Genomic DNA, 22,856 nt, shown 5'->3' on the forward strand with positions numbered 1-22,856 from the left:
CTGCTACCGTAGCCGCACCAACGGCAAGGAGGCCCTGGTGATAAGCCGGGGCCTCCTTTTTACATGCACGCTTACCGGCAGGGGCCGCTCAGGCTTACGTCGGCTTGGTCCACGTAGCCCGGCTGCTCCCAGCCCGGCACGGCTACCAGAATGCGGCCCTGGGCATCCGGCCTGGCCGCCTGCAGCACCCGGGCGTAGCTGCCCGTCGGGATGGTGAAGTACATAAACATATCGGGAGCAAACTCCATCCGGCCCTCGACCGGGCGGGCGGCCATCAGCAGGCAGCCCGCGGGTGGCGCGTCTACCAGGGGCAACCGGGCGCAGCTGTCGGCCGGCGCAAAGGCCTCGGCGGCGCGTACCCAGCGCAGGCGGAAGATGCCCACATTAGCGGCCTGCGCCGTGCCCGGGTCGAAGCCCACCCAGCCGGCGGCGGTGCGGGCGGCCAGCGTCACCTCTTCGCCGGCCGCCAACTGCCCGAACTTCGCCGCTCCGGCAGCCGGGCGCTGGTAAATGACGACGGCGCGCCGTGCCCGGCGCCGGCACTGGCGGGCGGCATCCGGCTGAAACGGCGCGGGCCATTTGATGAAGGAGGTAGTGCTGTCGGAGAATTCGAAACCTTCTCCAACCTGCGCCATTATGGAGTCCCGGGTAGCAGCGGCGGTAACAGAATCAGTGGACGCTTCGGTGGGACGAGCGGCGGCCCCCGGGCGCTCCTGCGAGCAGGCCAGCAGCAGCGCGCTGCCCAGCAGGTAGAGTGGAAGGCGAATCATGCGGCAGTATAACGAGTCGTCGCCGGAAGCCAGCAGCGGCGCAGCGGGACGGCCATAAGGCTGCGTACGGAACCCGGCGGCCCGGCGCTGCCTTATCAGGGTACGTCACCTGCTCATCCGCGCCAAATTGTGGTGCCGTTTTTGCGTTGAGGCAGAGTCACTTCTTTTTCTTTTCCGCCATGAGATTCTTGCTCAAGCCCGCTCTGCCCCTGGTGCTGCTGGCGCTGCTGTTTGGCAGTAGCCCGGCGCAGGCCCAGGTGCAGGTCAACGTCAACGTCGGTGCCCCCGCCTGGGGGCCGGCCGTCGGGCCCGGGGTGCAGTACTACTACATTCCCGAAATCGACGGCTACTACGACCTGTACACGCAGTCGTACGTGTACTTCGATCCGTACTACAACGCCTGGGTCAGCACCCCGGCGCTGCCCGCCTACTACGCCGGCTACGACCCGCGCTACTTTCACCCCGTGGTGGTGCAGTACGTGGGCCGGCAGCCCTGGGGCCTGATTTACGACCACCGCGCTTACTGCAACACCCGCGGCTGGCGCCCCGGCTACTACCGCTCGGCGCCCGGCCCGCGCTGGCAGCCGGGCGGCTACGCCAACGGCTACCGCAACCAGCCCGGCCGCTACGACAACCGCCCCTATAGCCAGAACGGCCCCGGCCGCGGCGGCTACGACCGTTACGACAATAACCGCAATGGCCGCTACGACCAGGATGACCGCCGCGGCGGCTACGACGGCCGCCGCGACACGCCCGGCAACGGCCGCCCCGATTTCGGGCAGGGCCAGCCGGGCCGCGGCCAGGGTAACGGCCCCGGTGGCAATGGCGGCTTCGGCAACGGCAACGGTCCCGGCGGTCGGCGGGGCCAGGTGCGCTAAGCGGCTACGTTCCGGTTCAAGATGCTGCTGCCTAACGGCCTGATTTGATCTGAACGACCAAGCTTCAGAATAGCCTGTCGCCCAATATCAAAAGGCCCCGAGCGTCTGCTCGGGGCCTTTTTGTGTTCAACTCACGCTGCAAGTCGCCTAACTTACACCAAATCAGCTCACTGCTGCGCCTTCGCCAATAGAACCGCCCAATCGAGCGGCTGGCGGGCCTGCTGAGGCGTGGGCATTTGCTCTAGGGCCAGCAGGGCTTCGATGCAAATCATGTCCGGGTCGCGGTTCATGGCGGCCGCGGCCAGGATGCGGCCTTCGCGCACGTACAGGGCCAGGAAATCCTGCTTTTCCACCTCGCCGTGGTAGATGATGTCGTCGAAGCCTTCGGCGTGGCCGGCGTAGCGCAGGCTTTTGCCGAACTGTTGGGTCCAGAAAAAGGGCACCTTATCGAAAGTGGTTGGGCGGCCGAGCATGTTCAGGGCAGCTATGCGGCCCTGCTGCTGGGCCACGCGCCAGTGCTCGATGCGGGCCGACCCGCCAGCCGGGTGCAGCTCGAAGCGGGCCACGTCGCCGGCGGCCCAGATGCCCCCCTGCACGCCCAGCCGCTGGCCCACCTTCAGGCCACCGTCCTTGGTCAGCGGCAGCACCCCGTCCAGGAAATCAGTGGCGGGCCGCACCCCGATGCCCAGCACCACCAGATCGGCCGGCAGCGTCTCACCCGATTCCAGCGCGACGGTGGCCAGCTGGCCGGTGGGGCCGGTGCTCAGCCCGGCCAGCCGCGCCCCACCGCGAAATTGGACACCGTGCTCCTCGTGCAGCTGCCGGAACATAGCCCCGATGCGCGGGCCGAGCACTTTCGCGAAGGGCTCGGCCTCCGAGGCCAGCACCGTCACCGCGCGCTCCGGCGGCCCCGCCAAGCTGGCGGCCGCCTCCATGCCGATAAAGCTGCCGCCCACCACCACCACGTGCCGGGCATCCTGGGCCGCGTCGCGCAGGCGGCGGGCATCGACGTGGCTGCGCAGGGTAAACAGGCCGGGCAAATCGTGGCCGGGTACGCTGGGGGGCAAGGTGCGGGCCACGCTGCCGGGGCAGAGCAGCAGCGCATCGTACGGAAGCTGCGTGCCGTCGGCCAGTTGCAGCGTCTTTTGGGCGGGGTCGAGGCTGGTCACGCGCGCGTCGGCGCGGTGCTCGATGCGGTGGCGGGCGTAGAAATCGGTTGGACGCAGCGGCAAGGCCTCGTCGGGGGCCTTACCGGCCAGGTAGCTCTTGCTGAGCTTGGTACGGTCGTAGGGCAGTTCGGCTTCGGCCCCGAGCAGGACGAGACGGCCCGTGAAGCCCTCGGTGCGCAGCGTCTGGGCAGCCATCTGCCCAGCGGCCCCGGCCCCCACGATTACGAAGGTGCGCTCATCGGCGGTTTCGGCGGCGGCCCCGGCCGGCTCGGCACCGCCGGTTTCGGCCGTGGGCGGCGCGTCGGGCGACGCCGGCACCCGGGGCGCGGCGGGCGGCAGCGTCACCAGCACCCGCCCGTCCTTGATGCGCAGCGGGTAGCTCGGCAAATCGTCGAGGGCGGGCGGCTCGCACAGCTCGCCGCCGGGCACGCGGAAGCAGGCGTGGTGCCAGGGGCACACCAGCTGCCCGTCGACTACGCGGCCCTTTTCCAGCGGGGCGCCGTAGTGCGGGCAGCGGGCGGCGAAGGCGTGGTACTGGCCGGCCTCGCGCACGAGCAGCACCTGGGTATCGGCGGCGGGAAAGGCCTTCAGCTCCCCGTCCTGCAGGGCATCAACGGCAGCCAGATCATATTCGGGGGCAAGGGACATGGGGCGGCGGGCTTGGTTCGTAAGCTCAACGGTCCTGCCCTACTTCGGGTTGGCCTGCCCCCGACGCACAACGGCCGCCGGGCTGGTACCCGGCGGCCGTTATCAACCTGTGAATCAACTACTCCATGACCGACAGCGTTACTGGCGCACCACGCGCAGCGTCTGCTGCTGGGCGCCGTTGCTCAGCGTCAGGAAATACACGCCCCGGGCCAGGGCGGCGGGCAGCGCCAGGGTCTGCTCGGCGCGGGCTGTCAGCGTCTGGCGAAGCTGCACGCGGCCCAGCGCGTCGGTGAGGGTGGCGGCCACCGGCTGGCTGCCGGGCTGCAGCAGACGCACGGTCAGCTGCTGCTCGAAGGGGTTCGGGGCCACCGTGGCCCAGTTGTTTACCTGCCGGCCGCCGCGGGTGGCGTTGGCAATGGTCATGGTAAACTGAATGTTGGGCCGGTTCGGGGCCAGGCGCACCGTCGGGATGCTATTGGCATTGACCTGGGTGGCGTGCAGGCCGGAGGCCGTCGTCACGGCCGTGTAGCGCCAGTTGATGTTGCCCGTCGGGGCGCTGTTGCGGAACCAGTCGACCAGGACTTCCACGTTGTCGGTGCCGTTCCAGGTGAAGGGAGCCGAGAGGGTGAAGTCCTTCCAGCCGGTGCCGGTGGGCAGGCTCAACGCGTTGTTGCTGTACACCTGCGTGGCCGTGGCGGCTTCGGTGGCCCAGGTGACAGGGTCGCCGGGCAGAGCGGCGGCGGTGGTGCTTTTCAGCAGAATGGTCATCTGCGCGTCGGTGGTCGGGTACTCGCCGGTGCCGTCCTTATACCAGCCGATGCGCGTGATGGAGCCGGCCCGAGCCCCGGCGGCCTGCAGCTCGGCGGCCGTGTAGATACTCAGCGTGCGGGAGTACTTGTTGGTGGTAGTGCTGGTGCTCAGCAGCACGTTGGTGGAGCCCGCCGTGGTGCCGGTGCCAATAACGACGGTGGTCTGCGCCTGGGCGCCGAAGCCCGCGAGGGTGGCAGCTACCAGCATGCCGGCGGCCGTCAATGAGCGTAGTTGTGCAATCATGTGTGTGTTGGGGTGGTTAAAGGGTAGGTGTTGCTTTAAATTTAGCGACTTGGCCCCTAAACTTCATCGTATCTTCATCTAACCCGCACGCCATGAGCACCTACCGCCCCATCAGCTGCAATTTCTACGACGAGCTGGAAGCCCGCGCCACCCTGCGCCAGCCCTGCCTCATCGTGTACCGGCCCGATAACGGCCCCGCCGAGTCCACCGTCACCGGCATCATCGACACACTTTACATCCGCGACAAAGTGGAGTACCTGCGCCTCACCGACGGCTTCGAGCTGCGGCTGGACTGGCTGGTGTCGGTTGATGGGCGCGAGCTGGCGGGGTACTGCTGAAGCGCTTAGCTTCGGTGGCAAATCAGCCCGTTGCATCATGTCTAGATTCTTGGTGACGCTCTTATTGCTTTGTAGCACTTGCTCCGCTTGGGCCTGTTCCTGCGGTCGGGTCGGCATCGGCAAAAGCTACCGGGGAGCTGAGCTGGTTTTTATGGGTACGCTCATTGACCAGCATGTCCGCTTCTACCAAGACACGGTGGGTATCGACCAAGGCCAGCCGGTTATAAGGTCCACCCGACTTGTGCGGTTCACCTTTAAGGTGCAGCACCTTTACAAAGGACGCGTGCAGCAGGACACCGTCTCCATCAGCACCTCCGCCGGCGACGCCGACTGCGGCTATGTGTTCAGCGCCGGTCAATCTTACCTCGTCTACAGCTGGCGCACGGATGCACTGCCCAATGATTTTCGGAAAGATTACCGGCGAGTTACGCCTTATTTAACCACCAGTATCTGTTCCCGCACCCGGCCCAGGCAGTACTTGCCGTTCTACGAGCGCACTGTATTGCGGCTGCTCTGAATAAAGAGAGCCAGCACTGGCGTGGTGCTGGCTCTCTTGTGGCGCGTGCGGCCGCTTAAAACTCCGCGTTCTTGGGGAAGCGCGGGAAGGGAATCACGTCGCGGATGTTGGTCATGCCGGTCACAAACAGCACCAGGCGCTCGAAGCCCAGGCCAAAGCCCGCGTGCGGGGCCGTGCCGAAGCGGCGGGTGTCGAGGTACCACCACAACTCCTCGGCGGGCACGTGCATTTCCTGCATGCGCTGCTCCAGCTTCTCCAGGCTTTCCTCGCGCTGCGAGCCGCCGATGATTTCGCCGATGCCGGGGAACAGCACGTCCATGGCGCGCACGGTGCGGCCGTCCTCGTCGAGCTTCATGTAGAAAGCCTTGATGTCCTTCGGGTAGTTCGTCAGAATCACTGGCTTCTTGAAGTGCTTCTCCACCAGGTACCGCTCGTGCTCCGACTGCAAATCGGTGCCCCAGTCCACCGGGAATTCAAACTTCTGCTTGGCCGACTTCAGGATGTCCACCGCCTCGGTGTAAGTCAGGCGCTGGAAGTCGTTGTCGATGACGAAGCGCAGACGATTCAGTAGCTCCTTGTCGTAGGTGTCGTTGAGGAACTGCAGGTCGGCCGGGCAGCGCTCCAGGGCGTAGCGCACGAGGTACTTGAGGAAGTCCTCGGCCAGGTCCATATTGTCTTCCAGCTCGTAGAAGGCCATTTCCGGCTCGATCATCCAGAACTCGGCCAGGTGGCGCGGGGTGTTGGAGTTTTCGGCGCGGAAGGTGGGGCCGAAGGTGTAAATCTGGCCCAGAGCCATGGCCGCCAGCTCGCCTTCCAGCTGCCCCGACACGGTCAGGTTTGTCGACTTGCCGAAGAAATCCTGGCTGTAGTCCACCTTGCCGTCCTCGGTCAGCGGCGGGTTCTGGTCGGGCAGCGTGGTTACGCGGAACATCTGGCCGGCACCCTCGGCGTCGGAGCCGGTGATGATGGGCGTGTGCACGTAGAAGAAGCCCCGGTCGTTGAAGTACTGGTGAATGCCGAAGGCCAGGGTGTGGCGCAGACGCAGCACCGCCCCGAAGGTGTTGGTGCGCGGGCGCAGGTGGGCAATCTTGCGCAGCTCCTCCAGCGAAATGCCCTGCTGCCCGGCGCCGCGGCGCTGAATCGGGTACACTTCCGGGTCGGTTTTGCCCAGCACCTCGATTTCGGTGGCCTGCACTTCCACCGTCTGGCCCTTGCCCTGCGAGGCCACCAGCCGGCCCTTCACCGAGACGCACGAGCCGGTGGTAACGTCCTTGAGCGTCTCTTCCGGAAACTTCTCAGCGTCGGCTACTACCTGCAGATTATTAATCGTCGAGCCGTCGTTGACGGCGATAAACTGCACGTACTTATTGCCGCGGCGGGTACGAACCCAGCCTTTCACGAGCACCTCCCGGTCCAGCTCCTGGCTGGTTAGCAGTGCCTCTACGCTTGATCTTCTGACGGACATCGTCTTGGAAATGAAGTTGAGCCGGCAAAAATACAGTAGCGCGGACTTCAGTCCGCGTTTGCTTGAACAATTGTTGTGCCCTGACGTCCCGGCTCCGGTTACGTTCGGGCAAACGCGGACTGAAGTCCGCGCTACATGCTACCGGCCAGCCGGCTACTTCCCTCCTACCAACCTTTCCCCCCCAACTCAAGTACACAGTAGGCTATATTTGGCAGGGCCGCGCCTGCTAATTTCGGCGCCCCGCACCGCTTACCGCTGCCATGCAAAGACTGGACATGAAGCAGCTTCTCTCGCAGAAGCTGTCCCCCCAACAGATACAGTTTATCAAGCTCCTCCAAATTCCTACGGCGGAGCTGGAAATGCGCATCAAAGAGGAGCTGGAAATGAACCCGGCCCTGGAAGAAGGCGACGCCGAAGAGGCCGATATGGCCGATGACGACGCCGACGACGAGTTTGGCGACGATACCGACGACACGCCCGACGAGCCGAGCGAAGGTGAGGAATACGACAACGACGAAAACAGCCTCGACGAAGACTTCGAGCAGCCCACCGAGCCCGAAATCGAGCTGCCCAAGGACGAGGATACCAGCGAGCAGAAGGAATCTGACGACCTCGACATCGACGACTACCTCAACGACGACGAAATAGCCGGCTACAAGATGCAGGGCGACACCGGCGGCGACGAAGAGGAGCGCGACATGCCCCTGGCCGATACCAGCTCGACGCTCACCGACTCCTTGTTTGAGCAGCTGCGCTTCATGGACCTCGACGAGAAGCTGGAAGCCATTGGCCGGCAGCTCATTGGCTCCATCGACGCCGACGGCTACATCCGCCGCGACCTGGGTGCCATTGCCAACGATTTGGCCTTCTCGCAGAACGTCGACGCCTCGGAGGAGGAAATCGAGCAGGTGCTGCGCCTGATCCAGACCTTCGACCCGCCCGGTATCGGCGCCCGCGACCTGCGGGAGTGCCTGCTGCTGCAGCTGGACCGCCGCCACCACGACGACACGGTGGACCACGCCCAGCACATTCTGATGGACACCTTCGACGAGTTTACCAAGAAGCATTACAGCCGCATTCAGCAGCGGCTGGACTTGGAAGACGACGAGCTAAAGGACGCCATCAGCCTGATTCTGAAGCTCAATCCCAAGCCCGGCGGCTCGGGGCCCACGGGCGGCGGCCGGGTGCAGTACATCATTCCCGACTTCATCCTGACCAACGACAACGGCGAGCTGAACCTGACCCTGAACGCCCGCAACGCCCCCGATTTGCGCGTGAGCCGCGACTACCAGGAAATGTTTCAGGCCTACGACAAGGGCGCCAAGAAGGACAAGAAGCTCAAGGAAGCCGTGACCTTCGTGAAGCAGAAGCTCGACGCGGCCAAGTGGTTTATCGACGCCATCAAGCAGCGCCAGAACACCCTGCTGCGCACCATGGACGCCATTGTGCGCTACCAGCGCGAGTTTTTCCTCGACGGCGACGAAAGCAAGCTGCGCCCCATGATTCTGAAGGACATAGCCACCGAAATCGGCATGGACATCAGCACCGTGTCGCGGGTGGCCAACTCCAAGGCCGTGCAGACGGAATTCGGCATTTACCCGCTCAAGTACTTCTTCTCCGAGGGCATTGCCACCGATTCGGGCGAGGATGCGTCGAGCCGGGAGGTGAAGCACATCCTGAAGGAAATCATCGATGCGGAGGACAAGCGCCGTCCGCTCTCCGACGACAAGCTGGAAAAGATGCTCAACACCCGCGGCTACAACATTGCCCGGCGCACCGTAGCCAAGTACCGCGAGCAGCTGAACATCCCGGTGGCCCGCCTGCGCAAGGAACTGTAATTCGTTAAGGAAGAAGGAGGAATGAGGAAGGAAGAACGGGCTGATCTGGCCAGTGTCTTTTCCCATTCCTCCTTCGTCATTCTTCCTTCTTCCTTGAAAGACCATCTGGCCTACGGGCTGTCCGTGCTGCTGCACCCGCTGCTGGTGCCTACTTACCTGCTGCTGCTGCTTGGCTACGTCCTGCCGATCGGCGTGGGCCAGCCACCGCTTACACTGCTGCTGCAAGTCTGGCTGCTGACGTTCGTGCTGCCCGGCCTGCTGATCTGGCTGCTGGCGCGGCTGGGCTTCATCACCTCGGTGGAGCTGCCCGACCGGCGGCAGCGCACCGTGCCGCTACTGATAGCTGCCGCCTGCTTTGCCGCCGCCACGCTGCTGCTGGCGCAGGTGCCGCTGGCGGGCCCGCTGCTGAGCCGGCTGTTCGGGGCCATTACCCTGTCGGTGCTGCTGACCATTCTCATCACCCTGAGCTGGAAAATCAGCGCGCACGGCGTGGGCATGGGCGGCGCGGTGGGTTTCCTAGCCTTGCTGCTGCCGTTGCCTTCCCCCGCGGGCCCGGCCGCCCTGGGCTGGTGGCTCATTGCCCTGCTGGCCGCCGCTGCCGTGGCCTGGGCCCGCCTGCAGCTGCGCGCCCACACGCCCGCTCAGGTAGCCGCCGGCCTCGCCTTGGGCACCGGCGTGGCCGTAGCCGTGGGCCTCATGTAACAGCCCGTAAGGGCCGGTGGCGAATCATCCGCGGCGACCCTAGTAGCCCAAAGAAAAGCCGAGCTGCAGCGCAGCGGCCCCTTCCCACGCGGAGAGGTGCTGCTGCGCTGCAGCTCGGTTGGTTTTTACCTTCAATCCTGCGGCTGTGGACGACTTTGAATGCCGCTTAATTCGCCCGGGCCAGCTCCTGGGCTACCAGCTCCTGCACTTCCGGCGTGTCGTAGTCGGCTTCGGAGTCGATGTGCTGCATGAGGCGGGCCATGATGGCGTCTTGGCGCTGGCCGTTGGTCCAGGCATCGGCGTAGGGCACGTCGGGCGAAAACGTCACCTGGGAGTAGAGCGAGGTCCACTGCCCGGGAAACTGAGTTGAGATTTTGCCCTCGATTTTCTTCTGCAGCAGAAAGCGCGGGTCGGCCACCCGGTCGCGCATTTCCACGAAGTTGTACACGGCCAGATCGGCAATGGCGTCGGCGTTGGGTTTGCGCAGCTGCTGAAACTCGCGGAATACCAGTTCCCAGTTCTCCCCGTGACGCTCCATCAGCTCGTTGAGCACGCGGCAGTCTTCGAAGCCCGCGTTCATGCCCTGCCCGTAAAACGGCGTAATGGCGTGGGCCGCGTCGCCGAGCAGCACCACGTCGTCGTCGAACGACCAGGGGAAGCACTTCACGGTGACCAGGGAAGACGTGGGATTGTGGAAGAAGTCGTCGGTCAGCTCCGGCATCAGCGGCAGCACGTCGGGGAAGACGCGCTGGAAAAAGGCCGTCACGTCGGCGGGCGTTTTCAGCGCGGCAAACGACTCCTCGCCCTCGAAGGGGAAAAACAGCGTGCAGGTAAAGGAGCCGTCGAGGTTGGGCAGCGCAATCATCATGTAGCGCCCGCGGGGCCAGATGTGCAGCGCATTTTTCTCCAGCGCCCAGCCGCCTTCGGGCGTGGGCGCAATGGTCAGCTCCTTGTAGCCGTACTCCAGGTAGCGCTGGGAGTAATCGAAGCGGTCCGTCTTCTGCATGGCCGAGCGCACGGCCGAAAACGCCCCGTCGGTGCCGAACAGGCGGCGGAAGGCCACGTGCTGCTCCCGGCCGGTTTCGATGTCGCGCAGGTGCAACTCGCGCTGGCGCAGGTTCACATCAAGACACTGCTGGCCGAAAAACACGCGCACGCCGGGCTGGGCCTCGGCCAGCTCCAGCAGCCGCCGGTTCAGCCCCGCCCGCGACACCGAGTAGATGCTCTGGCCCGGCAGGCCGTAGGGCTGATAGCTGAGCTGCCCGTGCACGTCGTGCATCACCCGCCCGTGCATCGGAATGGCCACCTCGCGCACCGCTTCGGCAATGCCCACACCTTCCAGGGCCCGCCAGCCGCGGTCCGACAAGGCCAGGTTGATGGAGCGGCCAGCGTCGGCACCGGCGCGGCGCGGATCAGGCCGCCGCTCATAGATATCGACGGCGTGGCCGCGGCGGGCCAGGTACAGGGCCAGCAAGGACCCAACCAAGCCGGCGCCGGTAACCGTCAGAACGTGGTCGGGGTGGGTAGGCGCGCCGGTATCGGCGGAAGCAACGGATAACATAGGGAAAGCTGGGGTGGCACCGAAAGTAAGGGTTTCTGGCTAGTGCATTCGTATCCGCAGCACCCGAACAGCTCTGGGCAGACCACAAGTCACAAAAAAAACTAACATAATCTTGCGTTTATACAGTGAAAATCATATACCTTGAACATTGTTACATTGATTAATGATTTAGTACCAAAACCAACGCGCATCTGATGTTCCTTGAACTCACATGGCCCGCGCCCAAAGTGCCCAAGGCCCACGTACGATATTCCGTTTCCGCTACCGAACCCGTGCGTGCCGACGCCGCTCCGCCAGCTCCTAATGCCGCCGCGCCGCTGCCCGCCAGCGTGTACAAATTTCAGATCGGGGACTTCATCCTTGGGGAAGCCGATTGCCCCAGCCTGACCGGCCATCCTTACATCCGCTACTAATTCCCGCCGGCCGATTAACCCGTCGAATTTGCTGGATTTTTACGTATTTATAGCACCATAATTATTCTATTAGTCAGAATGATATGAATGTCGCCGATTAATCCGAAATTTGTATGCATGCCGAGTGTATCCGGACCCACACGCGGCGGTATTTGTAGTTTTCCCCCTCCTTTTTTATGCGAAAAATGTACCCCTGCCTGCTGGCGTTGGGTGGAGTATTGGCGACGGCAACGGCGGCAATGGCGCAGTCGGAAGCTGGTGTGGGCGGCGTCGTGCGCAACGACGCGGGCCAGCCGATTCCGGGCGCCACGGTCTTTCTGAAAGGCACCCTCATCGGCACCGGCACCAACCGCGACGGGCAGTTTTCCCTCCCGGCCGATTTCAGCAACGGCCCGGTCACCATCTCCATTTCCTTCGTGGGCTATGAAAGCCGCGAGCTGACGCTGAGCAAGCCCACGCCCGACGTGGTGGTGACGCTCAACGAGGCCGTGACGCTCAACGAAGTGGTGGTGGCCGCCTCGCGCGTGGAAGAATCCCTGCAGCAGGCCCCGGTGACGGTGGAGAAAGTGGGCGCCGCCCAGATTCTGCGCCTGCCCCCGCCCGACGCGCTGGCCAGCCTGAACCAGTTCAAGGCCATCGACGTGAATACCACGAGCATGGTGATGAGCAGCCTGAGCACCCGCGGCTTCAACTCCCCCAAGTCGGAGCGCGTGATTCAGCTGGTCGATTACTTCGACACCCAGTCGCCTTCGCTGAACATCAACTCGGGCAACCTGACGGGCATTCCGGAGCTGGACATTGCCAGCATCGAGGTGATTCACGGGCCGGCCTCGGCCCTGTACGGCGCCAACGCCTTCAACGGGGTGGTGCTGCTGAACTCCAAGGACCCGTTTGTGACCGAGGGGCTGACGGCGCGGGTGCGCGGCGGCCAACGCTCGTACTTCGACGGGCAGCTGCGCTACGCCCAGAAAATCGGGAAGCGCTTCGCCTTCAAGCTGGTGGGCTCGTACCTGACGGCCGACGACTGGGTGGCCAGCAACTACGAAGCGGCCAGCCTGCGCGTGACGCCCACCAACAACGCGGCCGGCTCGCCCCTGGGCTACGACGCGGTCAACCGCTACGGCGACGTGGGAAACACCTTCTCGGCGGCGCAGCCCTTCCCCACGGGCGTGAGCCCGGAGCTGGTGGGCAAGACGGTATTCATGCCCGGCTTCACAGAGCAAACCCTGCTGGGCAAGGACGATAAAGCCCAGGCCTTCAAGGTGGTGCCGACGGTGTCGTACCTGCTCACCGATAAGATCAAGGCGACGGTGGCGGCTAGCATCAACCGCGGCACGGCCAGCTACCAGAGCTCCAGCCGCTACCGCCTGCGCGACTTCGGCACCAACCAGTACCGCGGCGAGCTGCGCGGGGAACGGTGGTTTTTGCGCGGCTCCTCCACCCAGGACTTCGGCAACGACTCCTACGATTTGGGCTTTCTGGGCGCGTTCCTGCAGAACTCGCCGGTAACGGAGGGCTCCAGCACCACCTACGCCCAGCAGTATTTCGGCACCTACAACCTGGCGTATAAGCAAGCCCGCGCGGCCGGGGCGTCGATGGAGCAGGCCCAAGTGCAGGCCCAGACGGCCGCCAACAACAACCCGAACGGCCTCGACCCCAGCACCACCCGGTTCGGGCAGCTGCGCTCGGCCATCATTGCCGACAATACGCCCGGCCGCGGGGCGCGGCTGAACCCCAGCTCCCTGCTGAACGAGGGCAACGCGCAGTACGATTTCCGCTTCGGGGAGAAGACCAACCTGATTCTGGGCGCCTCTTACCGCAAGTTCCGCCTGGGTTCCGACGGTAAGTTTTTCTCCGACGACAACCAGCGCATCCAGAACCACGAAATGGGCGCCTACACCCAGCTGAGCCACCAGATGCTGGACGACCGGCTGAAGCTGGCCCTGGCCGCCCGCCTGGATTTGTTCAAGAACTTCGACCCGGCCGTGTCGCCGCGGGCTTCGGTGGTGTACTCGGCGGGTGAGAACCGCCAGCACAGCTTCCGCGCCAGCTACGGCCGCGCCTTCCGCTCCCCCACCCAGCTCGACCAGTACATCCGCCTCGACGTGGGCCCGGTGCTGCTCCTGGGCAACGTGGGCAGCGGCTTCCAGGGCTTCGCGCTGCCCAGCGGCACCACCGGTCCGCTGACCCCGATTGACATTGCCGCCCTGAAGCTGGAGCGCCTGAGCACCTACGAGGTGGGCTACCGCGGCACGCTCAGCGGCAAGCTGTACGTGGACTTGAATTACTTCCGCAGCCAGTACAACGACTTTATCGGCGCCCAACGCTTTCTGGGCAACCCCGACGGCACCCGCGGTACCCAGCGCGTGCTGCAGGTGTGGACCAACGCCAGCCAGGAGGTGCATACGCAAGGGGCCTCGGCTGGCCTGAGCTACAACATCGTGAAGCCCCTGACGGTGGCGGCCAACTACAGCCTGAACGTGCTGGACCGCTCCCGCATAGCCGACGCTAACTTCCAGACCTTCTTCAACACGCCCAAGCACAAATTCAACGTGGGCGCCAGCGGCACGGCCGGAGCTTTGAGCTACTCGGTAAACTACCGCTGGGCCCAGGGCCACCTGTACGAGACGCCCTTCGCGGTGGGCACGCTGGCAGACTACAGCTCGCTCGACGCCTTCGTGGGCTACAGCTTCCCCAAGCTGGCTACCACCCTGCAGGCCGGCGGCTCGAACCTGGCCGGCAGCACCAACGTGCAGATTTACGGTGGCCCCAACATCGGCCGCCTGGCCTACCTGGGGTTGCTGGTGGATATCAAGTAGGTCGTACCGCTTGACCTTCTCCGAGTTACAAAAACGGCTCTTTCCTAGCGGGAAGAGCCGTTTTGTTTTAAGGTTGCAGCCACTTATTGGCCTATAATTCGGCGGAAGGTGAGGTTCAGGCGGGGGCCGACGGGCTGGGCAGTTTTGGGCACGGCGTGCTGCCAGTAGTGCTGGGTGGGGCCCTGCATCAGCAGCAGGCTGCCGCCGGGTAGCTCCAGCGTGAGGGGCGGGTGCGCGGGGCCGGTGCCGGGGCGGGGGCGCAGGCGGAAGCGGCGCGGGGCGCCCAGGCTCACGGAAGCAATGACGGGCGCGGGGCCCAGCTCGGGCTCGTCGTCGGCGTGCCAGCCCATGCTGTCCTGGCCGTGACGGTAGAGGTTGAGCAGCACGCTGTTGAAGGCGGCGGCGCAGGCGGTTTCCACGCGCCGGCGCAGCTGCTGCAGGGCGGGCGTCCAGGGCTCAGGCTGCATGGTCAGGCCGGAGTAGCGGTAGGCGGCACCGGCGTCGCCGTACCAGGCGGTGAGGCGGGGCTGCAGCACTTCCTTGCCGAACAGCTTGATGGGCTCGTGCCGCCAGCCGACGGTGGCAGTCAGCTCCTGGAGCAGGGCCGCGGCGGCGGCGGGCGGCAGGAAGGCGGGGTCGAGGCGGACGTCGGCCTGGGGCAGGGGCAGCGGCTGCAGGGCCATGATCAGGGCGTGACCGGCGGCGAAAAACCGGCCAGGCGCAGGATCAGCAGGCACACCCCGAAGGAAATCAGGAAGGGCACCAGCCAGCCCCGCGGCTGGTAGGGCTGCGGCCCGATAAAGTAAGGCCACAGGGCGAAGATGTAAATCAGCGCCGCCACGATGTTGATGCTGGTGCCGACGTAGTAGGGGTTGATGCCCAGCACTGCCGGCAGGTAGGCCTGCGCCGATACCAGACAGGTTACCACGGCCATCAGCAGGGCTGCCCCGCCGTAGCGCCGCAGGCGCAGCAGGTTCAGCAGCATCAGCACGGCGCCCACCACGAAGAAGAACACCACCGAAAACAACGCAATGGCGCTGCGCGAGTACAGCGCCGGCACGTCCTCCGCCGGCTCTTCTTCTTCCTCCTCGGCCGCCGGGCGGGCCCAGGGCGGGGCCACGGGCGCCGCCACCGGGGCCTGCCGAATGGCGGTTTCCAGCTCGGTGCGCAGGGCCGCGGCGCCGGGAATAGTCTGGCCGCGGCGTTCCAGCTCGGTTAGGGCGGCCAGCACGGCGTCGTCGCGGTATTCGGCGCGGCGCTCCACGTACAGGTTCAGCTCCGCGTCGGTTTTGCCGGCCATCTTGGCCGCGTAGTCTTCCATCGTCGTTGGGCAAACGGGCCGGCCAGCACCTGCCGGCCACTACGCCGGCGCCTGGGCCCGAAAATCATACGCAAAACCAGCCGGGGCGGCTATTGGTTGGCCGCGGCGGGCGTAAGCGTGGTTGTCCAGGCCGCCACGGCCTGTCCGATGCGCCATACGTCCTCAAACGAGTTGTAGAGCGGCACCGGCGAAATGCGGATAACGTTCGGTTCGCGCCAATCGGCCATGATGCCGCGCTCGGAGAGAAAATCAAACAGCTGCCGGCCCTGCTGGTGCACCAGCAAGGACAGCTGGCAGCCGCGCTGGGCGGGGTCCGCGGGCGTGATGATTTCGAGTACCTCGGCGGGCAGGCCAGCCGCGTGCAGCACATACTCCAGGTAGCCGGTCAGCTGCTCGCTCTTGCGGCGCAGCTCCTGCATACCACCGGCCTCGTCCACAATGGCCAGGGCGGCGCGGTGGATGGCCATGGGGAAAATCTGGGCATTCGACAGCTGCCAGCCGGCGGCGCCGGGCATGGGCTGAAAGCCCTTTTTCATCTGGAAGCGCACCGTGGCATCGTGGCCCCACCAGCCGGCGAGGCGCGGCAAATCGGGCCGGTTGGCAAACCGCTCGTGCACGAACACCCCGCTGGTGCCGCCGGGGCCGGAGTTGAGGTACTTATAGGAGCACCAGCAGGCAAAGTCCACGTCCCAGTCGTGCAGGTGCAGCAGCAGGTTGCCGGCGGCGTGGGCCAGATCGAACCCCACTACGGCCCCCACGGCGTGGCCGGCGCGGGTAATGGCCGGCATGTCGAAGGCCTGACCGGTGTAGTAGTTGACGCCGCCGAGAATAACCAGGGCCAGCTCTTCACCCAGCGCCTGAATCCGGGCCTCGATGTCCGCGGTGCGCAGGGTATGCTCGCCGGGGCGGGGCAGCAGCTCCACGATGGCATCGTCGGGCTGGTAGCCGTGCAGCTTTACCTGGCTTTCCAGCGCGTACTGGTCGGAGGGGAAGGCGCCGCCCTCCATCAGCACCTTGTAGCGGCGGCCGGCGGGGCGGTAGAAGCTGATGAGCAGCAGGTGCAGGTTGACGGTGAGGTTGTTCATCACCACCACTTCCACGGGCTTGGCGCCCACCAGGCGGGCCGAGGCTTCGGTGAGCGTCTGGTGGTAATGCATCCACTGCGAAGGCTCCCGGAAGTGGCCTTCCACGGCGTGCTCCTCCCAGCTCTGAAACTCGGCTTCCACCGCGGCGCGGGCCGTTTTGGGCATCAGGCCGAGGGAGTTGCCGCACATGTAGGCGGCCGGCTGCCCATCGGGGCCGGGCGGCAGGTGAAACCGGTCGCGGAAGGGGCGCAAGGCATCCTGCGCGTCGAGCTGGCGGGCGAAGTCGAGGGTATTCTGGAAGGCGGAAGTCATCGGGGCAAAGATAGGCAGGGCAAATGCGGGCGTAATTAAAGCCGGCCAAGCGGTAGCGCGGGCAGTTGCTATGCCACGCCGGACTCGGAATTTAACCCTGCCGCCGCTGGGTCACGCCGGCCAGTATCTGGCTCACCTGGCCCTCGGAGGCGCCCATCCAGTCGAGGGCGTTCTGGCCGAGCATGCGGGCTTTCACGTCCTCCGGGTAGGCCATGCTGCGAATCAGCTGGCCGGGTTCCAGCTCCCCGAGCGGGAAGGGATAATCAGTGCCCAGGGTGATTTTGTCGGCCCCGAGGGTTTGCACCAGGTAGTCGAGCATGAGCGGGTCGTGCACCAAGGAATCCACCCAGAACTTGCCCAGGTACTCGCGCGGGTTGCGGGGGTTGTCGACGGCGCAGAGGTCGGGGCGCACCTGCCAGCCGTGCTCGATGCGGCCGATGGTGCTGGCGAAGGTGCCCCCGCCGTGGGCCACGGCCACGCGCAGCCGGGGCAGGCGCTCCAGCACCCCGCCGAATATCAGCGAGCAAAGGGCCAGGGTGCTTTCGGCGGGCATGCCCACCAGCCAGGGCAGCCAGTATTTGGGCATTTTCTGCTGGGCCATCATGTCCCAGGGATGCACAAACACGCAGGCGCCCAGCTCCTCGGCCGCCGCGAAAACCTCGAACAGCTCCAGCGCGTCGAGGTTCCAGTCGTTGACGTGGGAGCCAATCTGCACGCCGATAAGGCCCAGCTCCTTCACGCAGCGCTCCAGCTCCTTGATGGCCAGATCGGGGGCCTGCAGCGGAATGGTACCCAGGCCGGCAAAACGGTCGGGGTAGTCGGCCACCACGCCGGCAATGTGGTCGTTGAGCAGCTTGCTCAGGTCCAGCGCGTCGAGCGGCTTGGCCCAGTAGCTGAACATGACGGGCACCGTGCTGAGCACCTGCACATCGACGCCGAAGTGCTGGCACTCGCGCAGGCGCACGGCGGGGTCCCAGCAGTTGTCCTGAATTTCGCGGAAGAACTTGTCGTCCTGCATCATGCGGGCGCAGCAGGGCTTGTGGTGCTCCAGCCGGATGAAGCCCCCGTAGCCGTACCGCTCGCGCAGGTCGGGCCACTGTTTGGGCAGGATGTGGGTGTGGATGTCAATGACCACAGATGGGAACGGATGTTTTAACGGATGAAACGGGTGGGGAGGGTCAGGATGAGCCTGGCGCGGTTGGGTGGGGCGCCGAAAAGGCACAGACCTAAATGTTCTTCAGTAGACGCTTGTACTCCAGACGCGACGCGCCGAAGTTCAGCAGCAATCCGACTGGTATGCGGAAGGCTTCAAGGTAGCCCAGCAGCTGGGCCTGATGCGTTGTGTTAAGGCCAGCTAATGCTTTTAACTCAAGCAAAACGCAGCCCCCTACGAGAAAATCGGCTCGACGGGAGCCTACCTTCTCGCCAGCGTAATAGACCGGCAAATCGATTTCACGCTCGGCAGCGAGGCCGCGGCGTTGCAGTTCAATCAGCAAAGCCCGCTGGTAAATAACCTCCGGAAAGCCGCTGCTCATAGTCCGGTGCACCTGCATAGCGGCCCCGATAATCTGATGTGTCAGCGCATTGTACTCTTCCAGATTAATCATAGCCAGCAGCCTGCGGAAGACTCACAAGAACTTATCCGTTCTTATCCGTCTTTTCATCCGTTACCATCTGAGGTCTTTCCATCACCGTGCCGCAGTTCTTGCAGGTGCGGTGCTCTTGGCTGTCCCAGAACCGGCCCATGATGACGGGTAGCTGCTGCACGATGTCGGTGACTTCGGCAAACTCCTCGTAGAGCTTGGTGCCGCAGTTTTCGCAGTACCACTGAAAGCCGTCCAGCTCGCCGGGCTTGCGGTAGCGCTCCACCACCAGGCCCACCGTGTTGGCGGGGCGGCGCGGGGAGTGGGGCACGCCGGCGGGCAGCAGAAAAATCTCCCCGGCCCGGATGGGCACGTCCACCGGCTGGCCGTCCTCGATGATTTTCAGGGTCATGTCGCCTTCGAGCTGGAAGAAAAACTCTTCGCTGTCGTCGACGTGGTAGTCCTTGCGGGCGTTGGGGCCGCCCACCACCATCACGATAAAGTCGTCGTTGCCTTTGAACACCTGCTGGTTGCCCACGGGCGGCTTGAGCAGGTGGCGGTGTTCGTCAATCCACTGCTGGAAGTTGAAGGGGCGGGAAACGGGCATGTTTGGGGTGGTTGGGTGACAGGTGACACGTAACACGTGACAAGTTAGAAACTGCCGGCGGAACGCTCAGACTTTAACCTCCACTGTTCAAAATCGAGCTGCCGCTTGCCCGTGCTGGTCTTCTCGAGTTTCCTCTTTCCTCCTGGCCCCGAAAACCTGTCACGTGTCACGTTTTGCCTGTCACCCTATTACTTTCGGCCATGCTTACCGACCAACTTACTGACCGTCGCGCCGTGGTGTGCGGCAGCACCCAGGGCATCGGCCGGGCCGTGGCCGAGCTGCTGGCCGCCCGCGGCGCCCACGTCACCCTGATTGCCCGCAACGAAGACGCCCTGCGCGAAGTAGCCGCCGCCCTGCCCGCCGACCACGGCCAGCAGCACGACTTCCTGGTAGCTGACTTCACGCGCCCCGCCGAGCTGGCCGAGCGCCTGGCCGGGTACGTGGCCAAGAACCCCGCCACTCACATCCTGGTGAACAACACCGGCGGGCCGGCCGGCGGCCCCCTGCTCTCGGCCTCCATCGACGACTTGCGGGCGGCCCTGGAGCAGCACCTGATCTGCAACCACCTGCTGGCCCAGGCCCTGGTACCGGGCATGAAGGCGGCCGGCTACGGGCGGATTATCAACGTTATCAGCACCTCGGTGAAGCAGCCCCTGCCTAACCTGGGCGTGTCGAACACTACCCGCGGAGCGGTGGCCAGCTGGGCCAAGACGCTGGCCAACGAGCTGGGGCCCTCCGGCATTACGGTGAACAATGTGCTGCCGGGCGCCACGCTCACGCAGCGGCACAGCAGCCTGCTGGAAGCCCGCTCGGCCAGCACCGGCACCGCGGTGGAGGAGCTGGAAACCCAGATGAAGCGGCTGATTCCGGCCGGGCGCTTCGGGGAGGCCGAGGAAGTGGCGGCGGCAGTAGCGTTTCTGGCCTCGCCGCTGGCCGGTTACGTCAACGGCATCAACCTGCCGGTGGACGGCGGGCGCACCGGCAGCCTGTAGGCGGGAATCCTGAGAAAAAGCGCGAAACTTGCAGTATCCGGCGCCGTGTGCCGGGCCGCTTCCACGTACCATCCGGCTTCCCTTGGCTTCTTTCAACACGCTTTCCATCGTTATTCCGGTGTATAACGAGGCCCGCACCATCCACGAAATCCTGGATCGGCTGCGGGTACTGGAGCTGACGGGCGGCATCGGCAAGGAAATCATCCTGGTGGACGACTGCTCGCAGGACGGCAGCAGCGAAGCCATCAACCGCTACGCCGCCCAGCACCCCGATATGCCGCTGCGCCTGCTGCGCCACGCGGTGAACCAGGGCAAGGGCGCCGCGCTGCACACCGGCATCCGCGAGGCTACGGGCGAGTACGTCATCGTGCAGGACGCCGACCTGGAGTACGACCCGGAGGAGTACAACCTGCTGCTCAAGCCCATTCTAAAGGGTTTTGCGGACGTAGTATACGGCTCCCGCTTCATGGGCGGCAACCCGCACCGCATCCTGTTCTTCTGGCACAGCATCGGCAACAAGATGCTGACCTTCCTCTCCAACATGTTCACCGACCTGAACCTGACGGACATGGAAACCTGCTACAAGCTGTTCCGGCGCGACATCATTCAGGGCCTGAAACTGGAGGAAAAACGCTTCGGCTTCGAGCCGGAAGTCACGGCCAAGGTGTCCAGGGTGCCGAAGGTGCGCATCTACGAGGTGGGCATCAGCTACTACGGCCGCACCTACGCCGAGGGCAAGAAAATCGGCTGGCGCGACGGGTTCCGCGCCATCTACTGCATCATAAAGTACGGGCTGCTGCGCGGCTAGCGGGCCCGGGGGTCGGCAGCTTTACCAGGTCGGCTGGTTCGGGTTGGGCTCGGGCTGCAGGTCCTGCAGTTCCTGCGGCGTGGGTTCCTGCAGGCGCTGCAGGGTTTTGGGCTGCACTTCCAGGGCCATCTGGGTAGAGGCCGATAAGACGAGGCATACCAACACCCACATGGTGCCAGCCAGGCCGAAGCCCAGACGCTGCTCGCGGGTAGCGGCCGACCACGTCCAGCTGGCGGGCCAACCGAAGCTGACGAGGGCGTATACCAACAGATGCAAAGGCAGAAAGAACCGGCACTCAATCACGGTGGGCACCGAACCAGCACAAGTAACCAGCAGGGCTGCCAGCAGCAGCCATTGCCAGGGTCGCACCCGCCCGCCCCGGGCCACCAGCACTACCGCGGCCAGAAACAGCACCAAGTAGTTTGGCAGCGCCACCGGCAGCGTCGGGGCCAGCACCCGCTCCAGGTACGGACCAGGATACAGCACATCCAGCCCGTTGAAGATGTGCCTCGTGTAGAGCGCCGCCATATCGCAGGGGTACCGGGCTACGAATCGGAAGTACTTGCCGTAGGTGTCGAACTTGTTTCTCCCGGCTTGGGTCTGCGCAAGCAGGTTGCGGCCCGCAGGGTCCAGGTAGAACACCTGCAGCTTTGAATAGTCCTGCCCCACGTTCGACTCGTACTTCTGGAGCTGTAATCCTTCGTTGAGCTGGAACAGGTATAGGTTGTCGACCCCATTGATTTTGAATTCGTCGCCGTCGCCTAAGCCTAATACAAAGGGGCTGTGCCGCGCGAAATTATTGCGGTTGATCAGGTACTGGGGCAGGGCTACCAGCGCAAACGATAGGGCAAAGCCGCTTAGCGTTGTCAGCAGCGCCCGGCCCAAAGAGCGGCCTGGCTGCCGCTGCCGCCACGCTTGCCACACCAGCAGCAACAGTAATGGCGGCAGGGCCAGCAGGCTGATGGGACGGATGTAGAGCGCCGCCGTGATACAGGCCCCCGCGACCAGGCCCGCCCATGCCCGGGGGGCGTAGCAAGTGGCCAGCAGCGCGGTCAGCAAGGCCAGTACAGCGGGAAAATCCGAGAGCAGGAAGTTGAAATGGTCGCGCCAGAACAGGAAGCCCAGCAGCACAAACAGCAGCCGCCGCCCCGTGCCGAGGGTGGTGCCGGTGACCCGCTCCCAGAGCTTGGGCGCCACCACCCCGAACAGCCCCGCCGCCCAGGCCGCCCCGATTACCTTGATGGCATCGTTGGTGTGGGCGCCCAGAAACAGGCCCTCTGCCACCGTCAGCGGGTAGTACAGCAGCGGGAGCAGGTAGCCCCGAAACGCGCTGCTGAAGTGGTAGAGCGAGAAGAAGTCGTACTTACGGAAGTTGTGCGCCAGCCCCCAGTAATACCCCGCGTCGTAGTGCTGCACCTGCATCGAGGTGGTGAGCAGGTACAGAGCGTAGAGCACGAACGTGCCCGCGAAATAGACTTTACTGCTGTACCGCTTCGTCCAGAAGCCTGCGCGGAAGCTCATCATGAGTTAGATACTGTGATGGAAAGCAAGAAACAGGAGCAGTTTTTTACCTTGGGGCTCGTTTGAGGAGAGCCTGCGGGTTCATCCTGCGTAGCCCCGGCCCGTCACGCGGCCGGGGCTATTTCTTTTTCGGAGCGGGGCGGGCGCGCCGGGTGGTAGTGCGGGTCGTAGGGCCGGTCGTTTTTCCAGAGCGAGTAGCACAGCAGCAAGAGCTTGCGCATGACGGCAATCACGCCCGGTTTGCCGCTGGGCTGGCGGGCGCGCAGCCGGGCGTAAAAGGCCATTTGCTGCGGGTTGTAGCGCAAGCTGCTGACCGCCGGCAGGTACAGGGCCTGGCGCAGGTGCACGTTGCCGCGGCGCGAGATGCGCGCGGCCCGGGCCGCGAGGCCGCTCTGGCGCTGCACCACGTCCAGGCCGGCGTACGAGGCCAGCTGCCGCTCGTTTTCGATCAGGGCG

The 22,856-nt window shown here is 64.7% G+C and carries 22 protein-coding genes; 9 read left to right on the forward strand and 13 right to left on the reverse strand.

Annotated features, from left to right (window positions below):
* Window positions 1-71: 71 nt before the first annotated feature.
* On the reverse strand, window positions 72-770 hold the full coding sequence (locus EJV47_RS03255) for a hypothetical protein (protein ID WP_126691692.1): 699 nt from the start codon (window positions 768-770) through the stop codon (window positions 72-74).
* Between the two features lie 179 nt (window positions 771-949).
* On the opposite strand from EJV47_RS03255, the gene EJV47_RS03260 reads away from it, so the two are divergent.
* Entirely contained in the window at window positions 950-1,648 is a 699-nt protein-coding gene (locus EJV47_RS03260) for a hypothetical protein (protein WP_126691693.1), read from the forward strand.
* A gap of 167 nt (window positions 1,649-1,815) precedes the next feature.
* On the opposite strand, the gene EJV47_RS03265 is transcribed toward EJV47_RS03260, so the two are convergent.
* A complete protein-coding gene (locus tag EJV47_RS03265) occupies window positions 1,816-3,465 on the reverse strand; it encodes an FAD-dependent oxidoreductase (protein WP_126691694.1) in 1,650 nt (549 codons plus the stop codon).
* Window positions 3,466-3,603: 138 nt separating this feature from the next.
* Entirely contained in the window at window positions 3,604-4,518 is a 915-nt protein-coding gene (locus tag EJV47_RS03270; RefSeq protein ID WP_126691695.1) for a T9SS type A sorting domain-containing protein, read from the reverse strand.
* A gap of 92 nt (window positions 4,519-4,610) precedes the next feature.
* On the opposite strand from EJV47_RS03270, the gene EJV47_RS03275 reads away from it, so the two are divergent.
* Both EJV47_RS03275 and EJV47_RS03280 read left to right on the forward strand, forming a co-directional pair.
* Window positions 4,611-4,856 carry a hypothetical protein gene (locus EJV47_RS03275; RefSeq protein WP_126691696.1) on the forward strand — a complete coding sequence of 82 codons (246 nt, stop codon included), beginning with the start codon at window positions 4,611-4,613 and terminating at the stop codon, window positions 4,854-4,856.
* Between the two features lie 151 nt (window positions 4,857-5,007).
* Complete coding sequence (locus EJV47_RS03280) at window positions 5,008-5,373, forward strand: hypothetical protein (protein ID WP_126691697.1); 366 nt, start codon at window positions 5,008-5,010, stop codon at window positions 5,371-5,373.
* Window positions 5,374-5,428: 55 nt separating this feature from the next.
* Here the strand turns inward: EJV47_RS03280 and asnS are convergent, their stop codons facing one another.
* Entirely contained in the window at window positions 5,429-6,838 is a 1,410-nt protein-coding gene (asnS, locus tag EJV47_RS03285) for an asparagine--tRNA ligase (protein WP_126691698.1), read from the reverse strand.
* A gap of 260 nt (window positions 6,839-7,098) precedes the next feature.
* Here asnS and rpoN point away from each other — a divergent pair, with 260 nt between their 5' ends.
* Together rpoN and EJV47_RS03295 are read left to right on the forward strand one after the other, a co-directional pair.
* Window positions 7,099-8,676 carry an RNA polymerase factor sigma-54 gene (gene rpoN, locus EJV47_RS03290; RefSeq protein ID WP_126691699.1) on the forward strand — a complete coding sequence of 526 codons (1,578 nt, stop codon included), beginning with the start codon at window positions 7,099-7,101 and terminating at the stop codon, window positions 8,674-8,676.
* 93 nt (window positions 8,677-8,769) lie between these two features.
* A complete protein-coding gene (locus EJV47_RS03295; protein WP_126691700.1) occupies window positions 8,770-9,378 on the forward strand; it encodes a phosphatase PAP2 family protein in 609 nt (202 codons plus the stop codon).
* 166 nt (window positions 9,379-9,544) lie between these two features.
* Here EJV47_RS03295 and EJV47_RS03300 read toward each other — a convergent pair whose 3' ends face one another.
* Window positions 9,545-10,939: an FAD-dependent oxidoreductase gene (locus tag EJV47_RS03300; RefSeq protein ID WP_126691701.1), complete on the reverse strand. Its 1,395-nt coding sequence runs from the start codon at window positions 10,937-10,939 to the stop codon at window positions 9,545-9,547.
* A gap of 194 nt (window positions 10,940-11,133) precedes the next feature.
* Between EJV47_RS03300 and EJV47_RS03305 the strand changes: the two genes are divergently transcribed.
* Together EJV47_RS03305 and EJV47_RS03310 are read left to right on the forward strand one after the other, a co-directional pair.
* The gene (locus EJV47_RS03305; protein WP_126691702.1) at window positions 11,134-11,352 is read left to right on the forward strand and encodes a hypothetical protein; all 219 of its coding nucleotides are present in this window, start codon (window positions 11,134-11,136) and stop codon (window positions 11,350-11,352) included.
* Window positions 11,353-11,528: 176 nt separating this feature from the next.
* Window positions 11,529-14,171, forward strand: coding sequence for a TonB-dependent receptor (locus EJV47_RS03310; protein WP_126691703.1), 2,643 nt, complete (start codon window positions 11,529-11,531; stop codon window positions 14,169-14,171).
* An 83-nt stretch (window positions 14,172-14,254) separates the two neighbouring features.
* On the opposite strand, the gene EJV47_RS03315 is transcribed toward EJV47_RS03310, so the two are convergent.
* From EJV47_RS03315 to EJV47_RS03340, 6 genes are all read right to left on the reverse strand, one after another.
* Window positions 14,255-14,908, reverse strand: a complete 654-nt coding sequence (locus tag EJV47_RS03315; protein WP_243650984.1) for an alpha-ketoglutarate-dependent dioxygenase AlkB family protein — start codon at window positions 14,906-14,908, stop codon at window positions 14,255-14,257.
* The gene (locus tag EJV47_RS03320) at window positions 14,857-15,492 is read right to left on the reverse strand and encodes a hypothetical protein (RefSeq protein WP_126691705.1); all 636 of its coding nucleotides are present in this window, start codon (window positions 15,490-15,492) and stop codon (window positions 14,857-14,859) included. The genes EJV47_RS03315 and EJV47_RS03320 overlap by 52 nt, the downstream gene beginning before the upstream one ends.
* A gap of 89 nt (window positions 15,493-15,581) precedes the next feature.
* Window positions 15,582-16,889, reverse strand: a complete 1,308-nt coding sequence (gene kynU, locus EJV47_RS03325; RefSeq protein ID WP_126691706.1) for a kynureninase — start codon at window positions 16,887-16,889, stop codon at window positions 15,582-15,584.
* A gap of 91 nt (window positions 16,890-16,980) precedes the next feature.
* A complete protein-coding gene (locus tag EJV47_RS03330; protein ID WP_126691707.1) occupies window positions 16,981-18,024 on the reverse strand; it encodes an amidohydrolase family protein in 1,044 nt (347 codons plus the stop codon).
* A 91-nt stretch (window positions 18,025-18,115) separates the two neighbouring features.
* Entirely contained in the window at window positions 18,116-18,496 is a 381-nt protein-coding gene (locus EJV47_RS03335; RefSeq protein WP_126691708.1) for a GxxExxY protein, read from the reverse strand.
* Window positions 18,497-18,527: 31 nt separating this feature from the next.
* Window positions 18,528-19,079, reverse strand: coding sequence for a 3-hydroxyanthranilate 3,4-dioxygenase (locus tag EJV47_RS03340; protein ID WP_126691709.1), 552 nt, complete (start codon window positions 19,077-19,079; stop codon window positions 18,528-18,530).
* Between the two features lie 200 nt (window positions 19,080-19,279).
* On the opposite strand from EJV47_RS03340, the gene EJV47_RS03345 reads away from it, so the two are divergent.
* Both EJV47_RS03345 and EJV47_RS03350 read left to right on the forward strand, forming a co-directional pair.
* Entirely contained in the window at window positions 19,280-20,071 is a 792-nt protein-coding gene (locus EJV47_RS03345) for an SDR family oxidoreductase (RefSeq protein ID WP_126691710.1), read from the forward strand.
* A gap of 82 nt (window positions 20,072-20,153) precedes the next feature.
* Entirely contained in the window at window positions 20,154-20,879 is a 726-nt protein-coding gene (locus EJV47_RS03350; protein ID WP_126691711.1) for a glycosyltransferase family 2 protein, read from the forward strand.
* A gap of 21 nt (window positions 20,880-20,900) precedes the next feature.
* On the opposite strand, the gene EJV47_RS03355 is transcribed toward EJV47_RS03350, so the two are convergent.
* Together EJV47_RS03355 and EJV47_RS03360 are read right to left on the reverse strand one after the other, a co-directional pair.
* Window positions 20,901-22,400 carry a hypothetical protein gene (locus EJV47_RS03355; protein WP_126691712.1) on the reverse strand — a complete coding sequence of 500 codons (1,500 nt, stop codon included), beginning with the start codon at window positions 22,398-22,400 and terminating at the stop codon, window positions 20,901-20,903.
* 104 nt (window positions 22,401-22,504) lie between these two features.
* Window positions 22,505-22,856 (reverse strand): transposase (locus EJV47_RS03360; RefSeq protein WP_133372529.1); only part of this gene is annotated, 352 nt, incomplete at its 5' end.

Origin of the sequence: Hymenobacter gummosus (assembly GCF_003970915.1) — a bacterium.
GTDB lineage: Bacteria > Bacteroidota > Bacteroidia > Cytophagales > Hymenobacteraceae > Solirubrum > Solirubrum gummosum.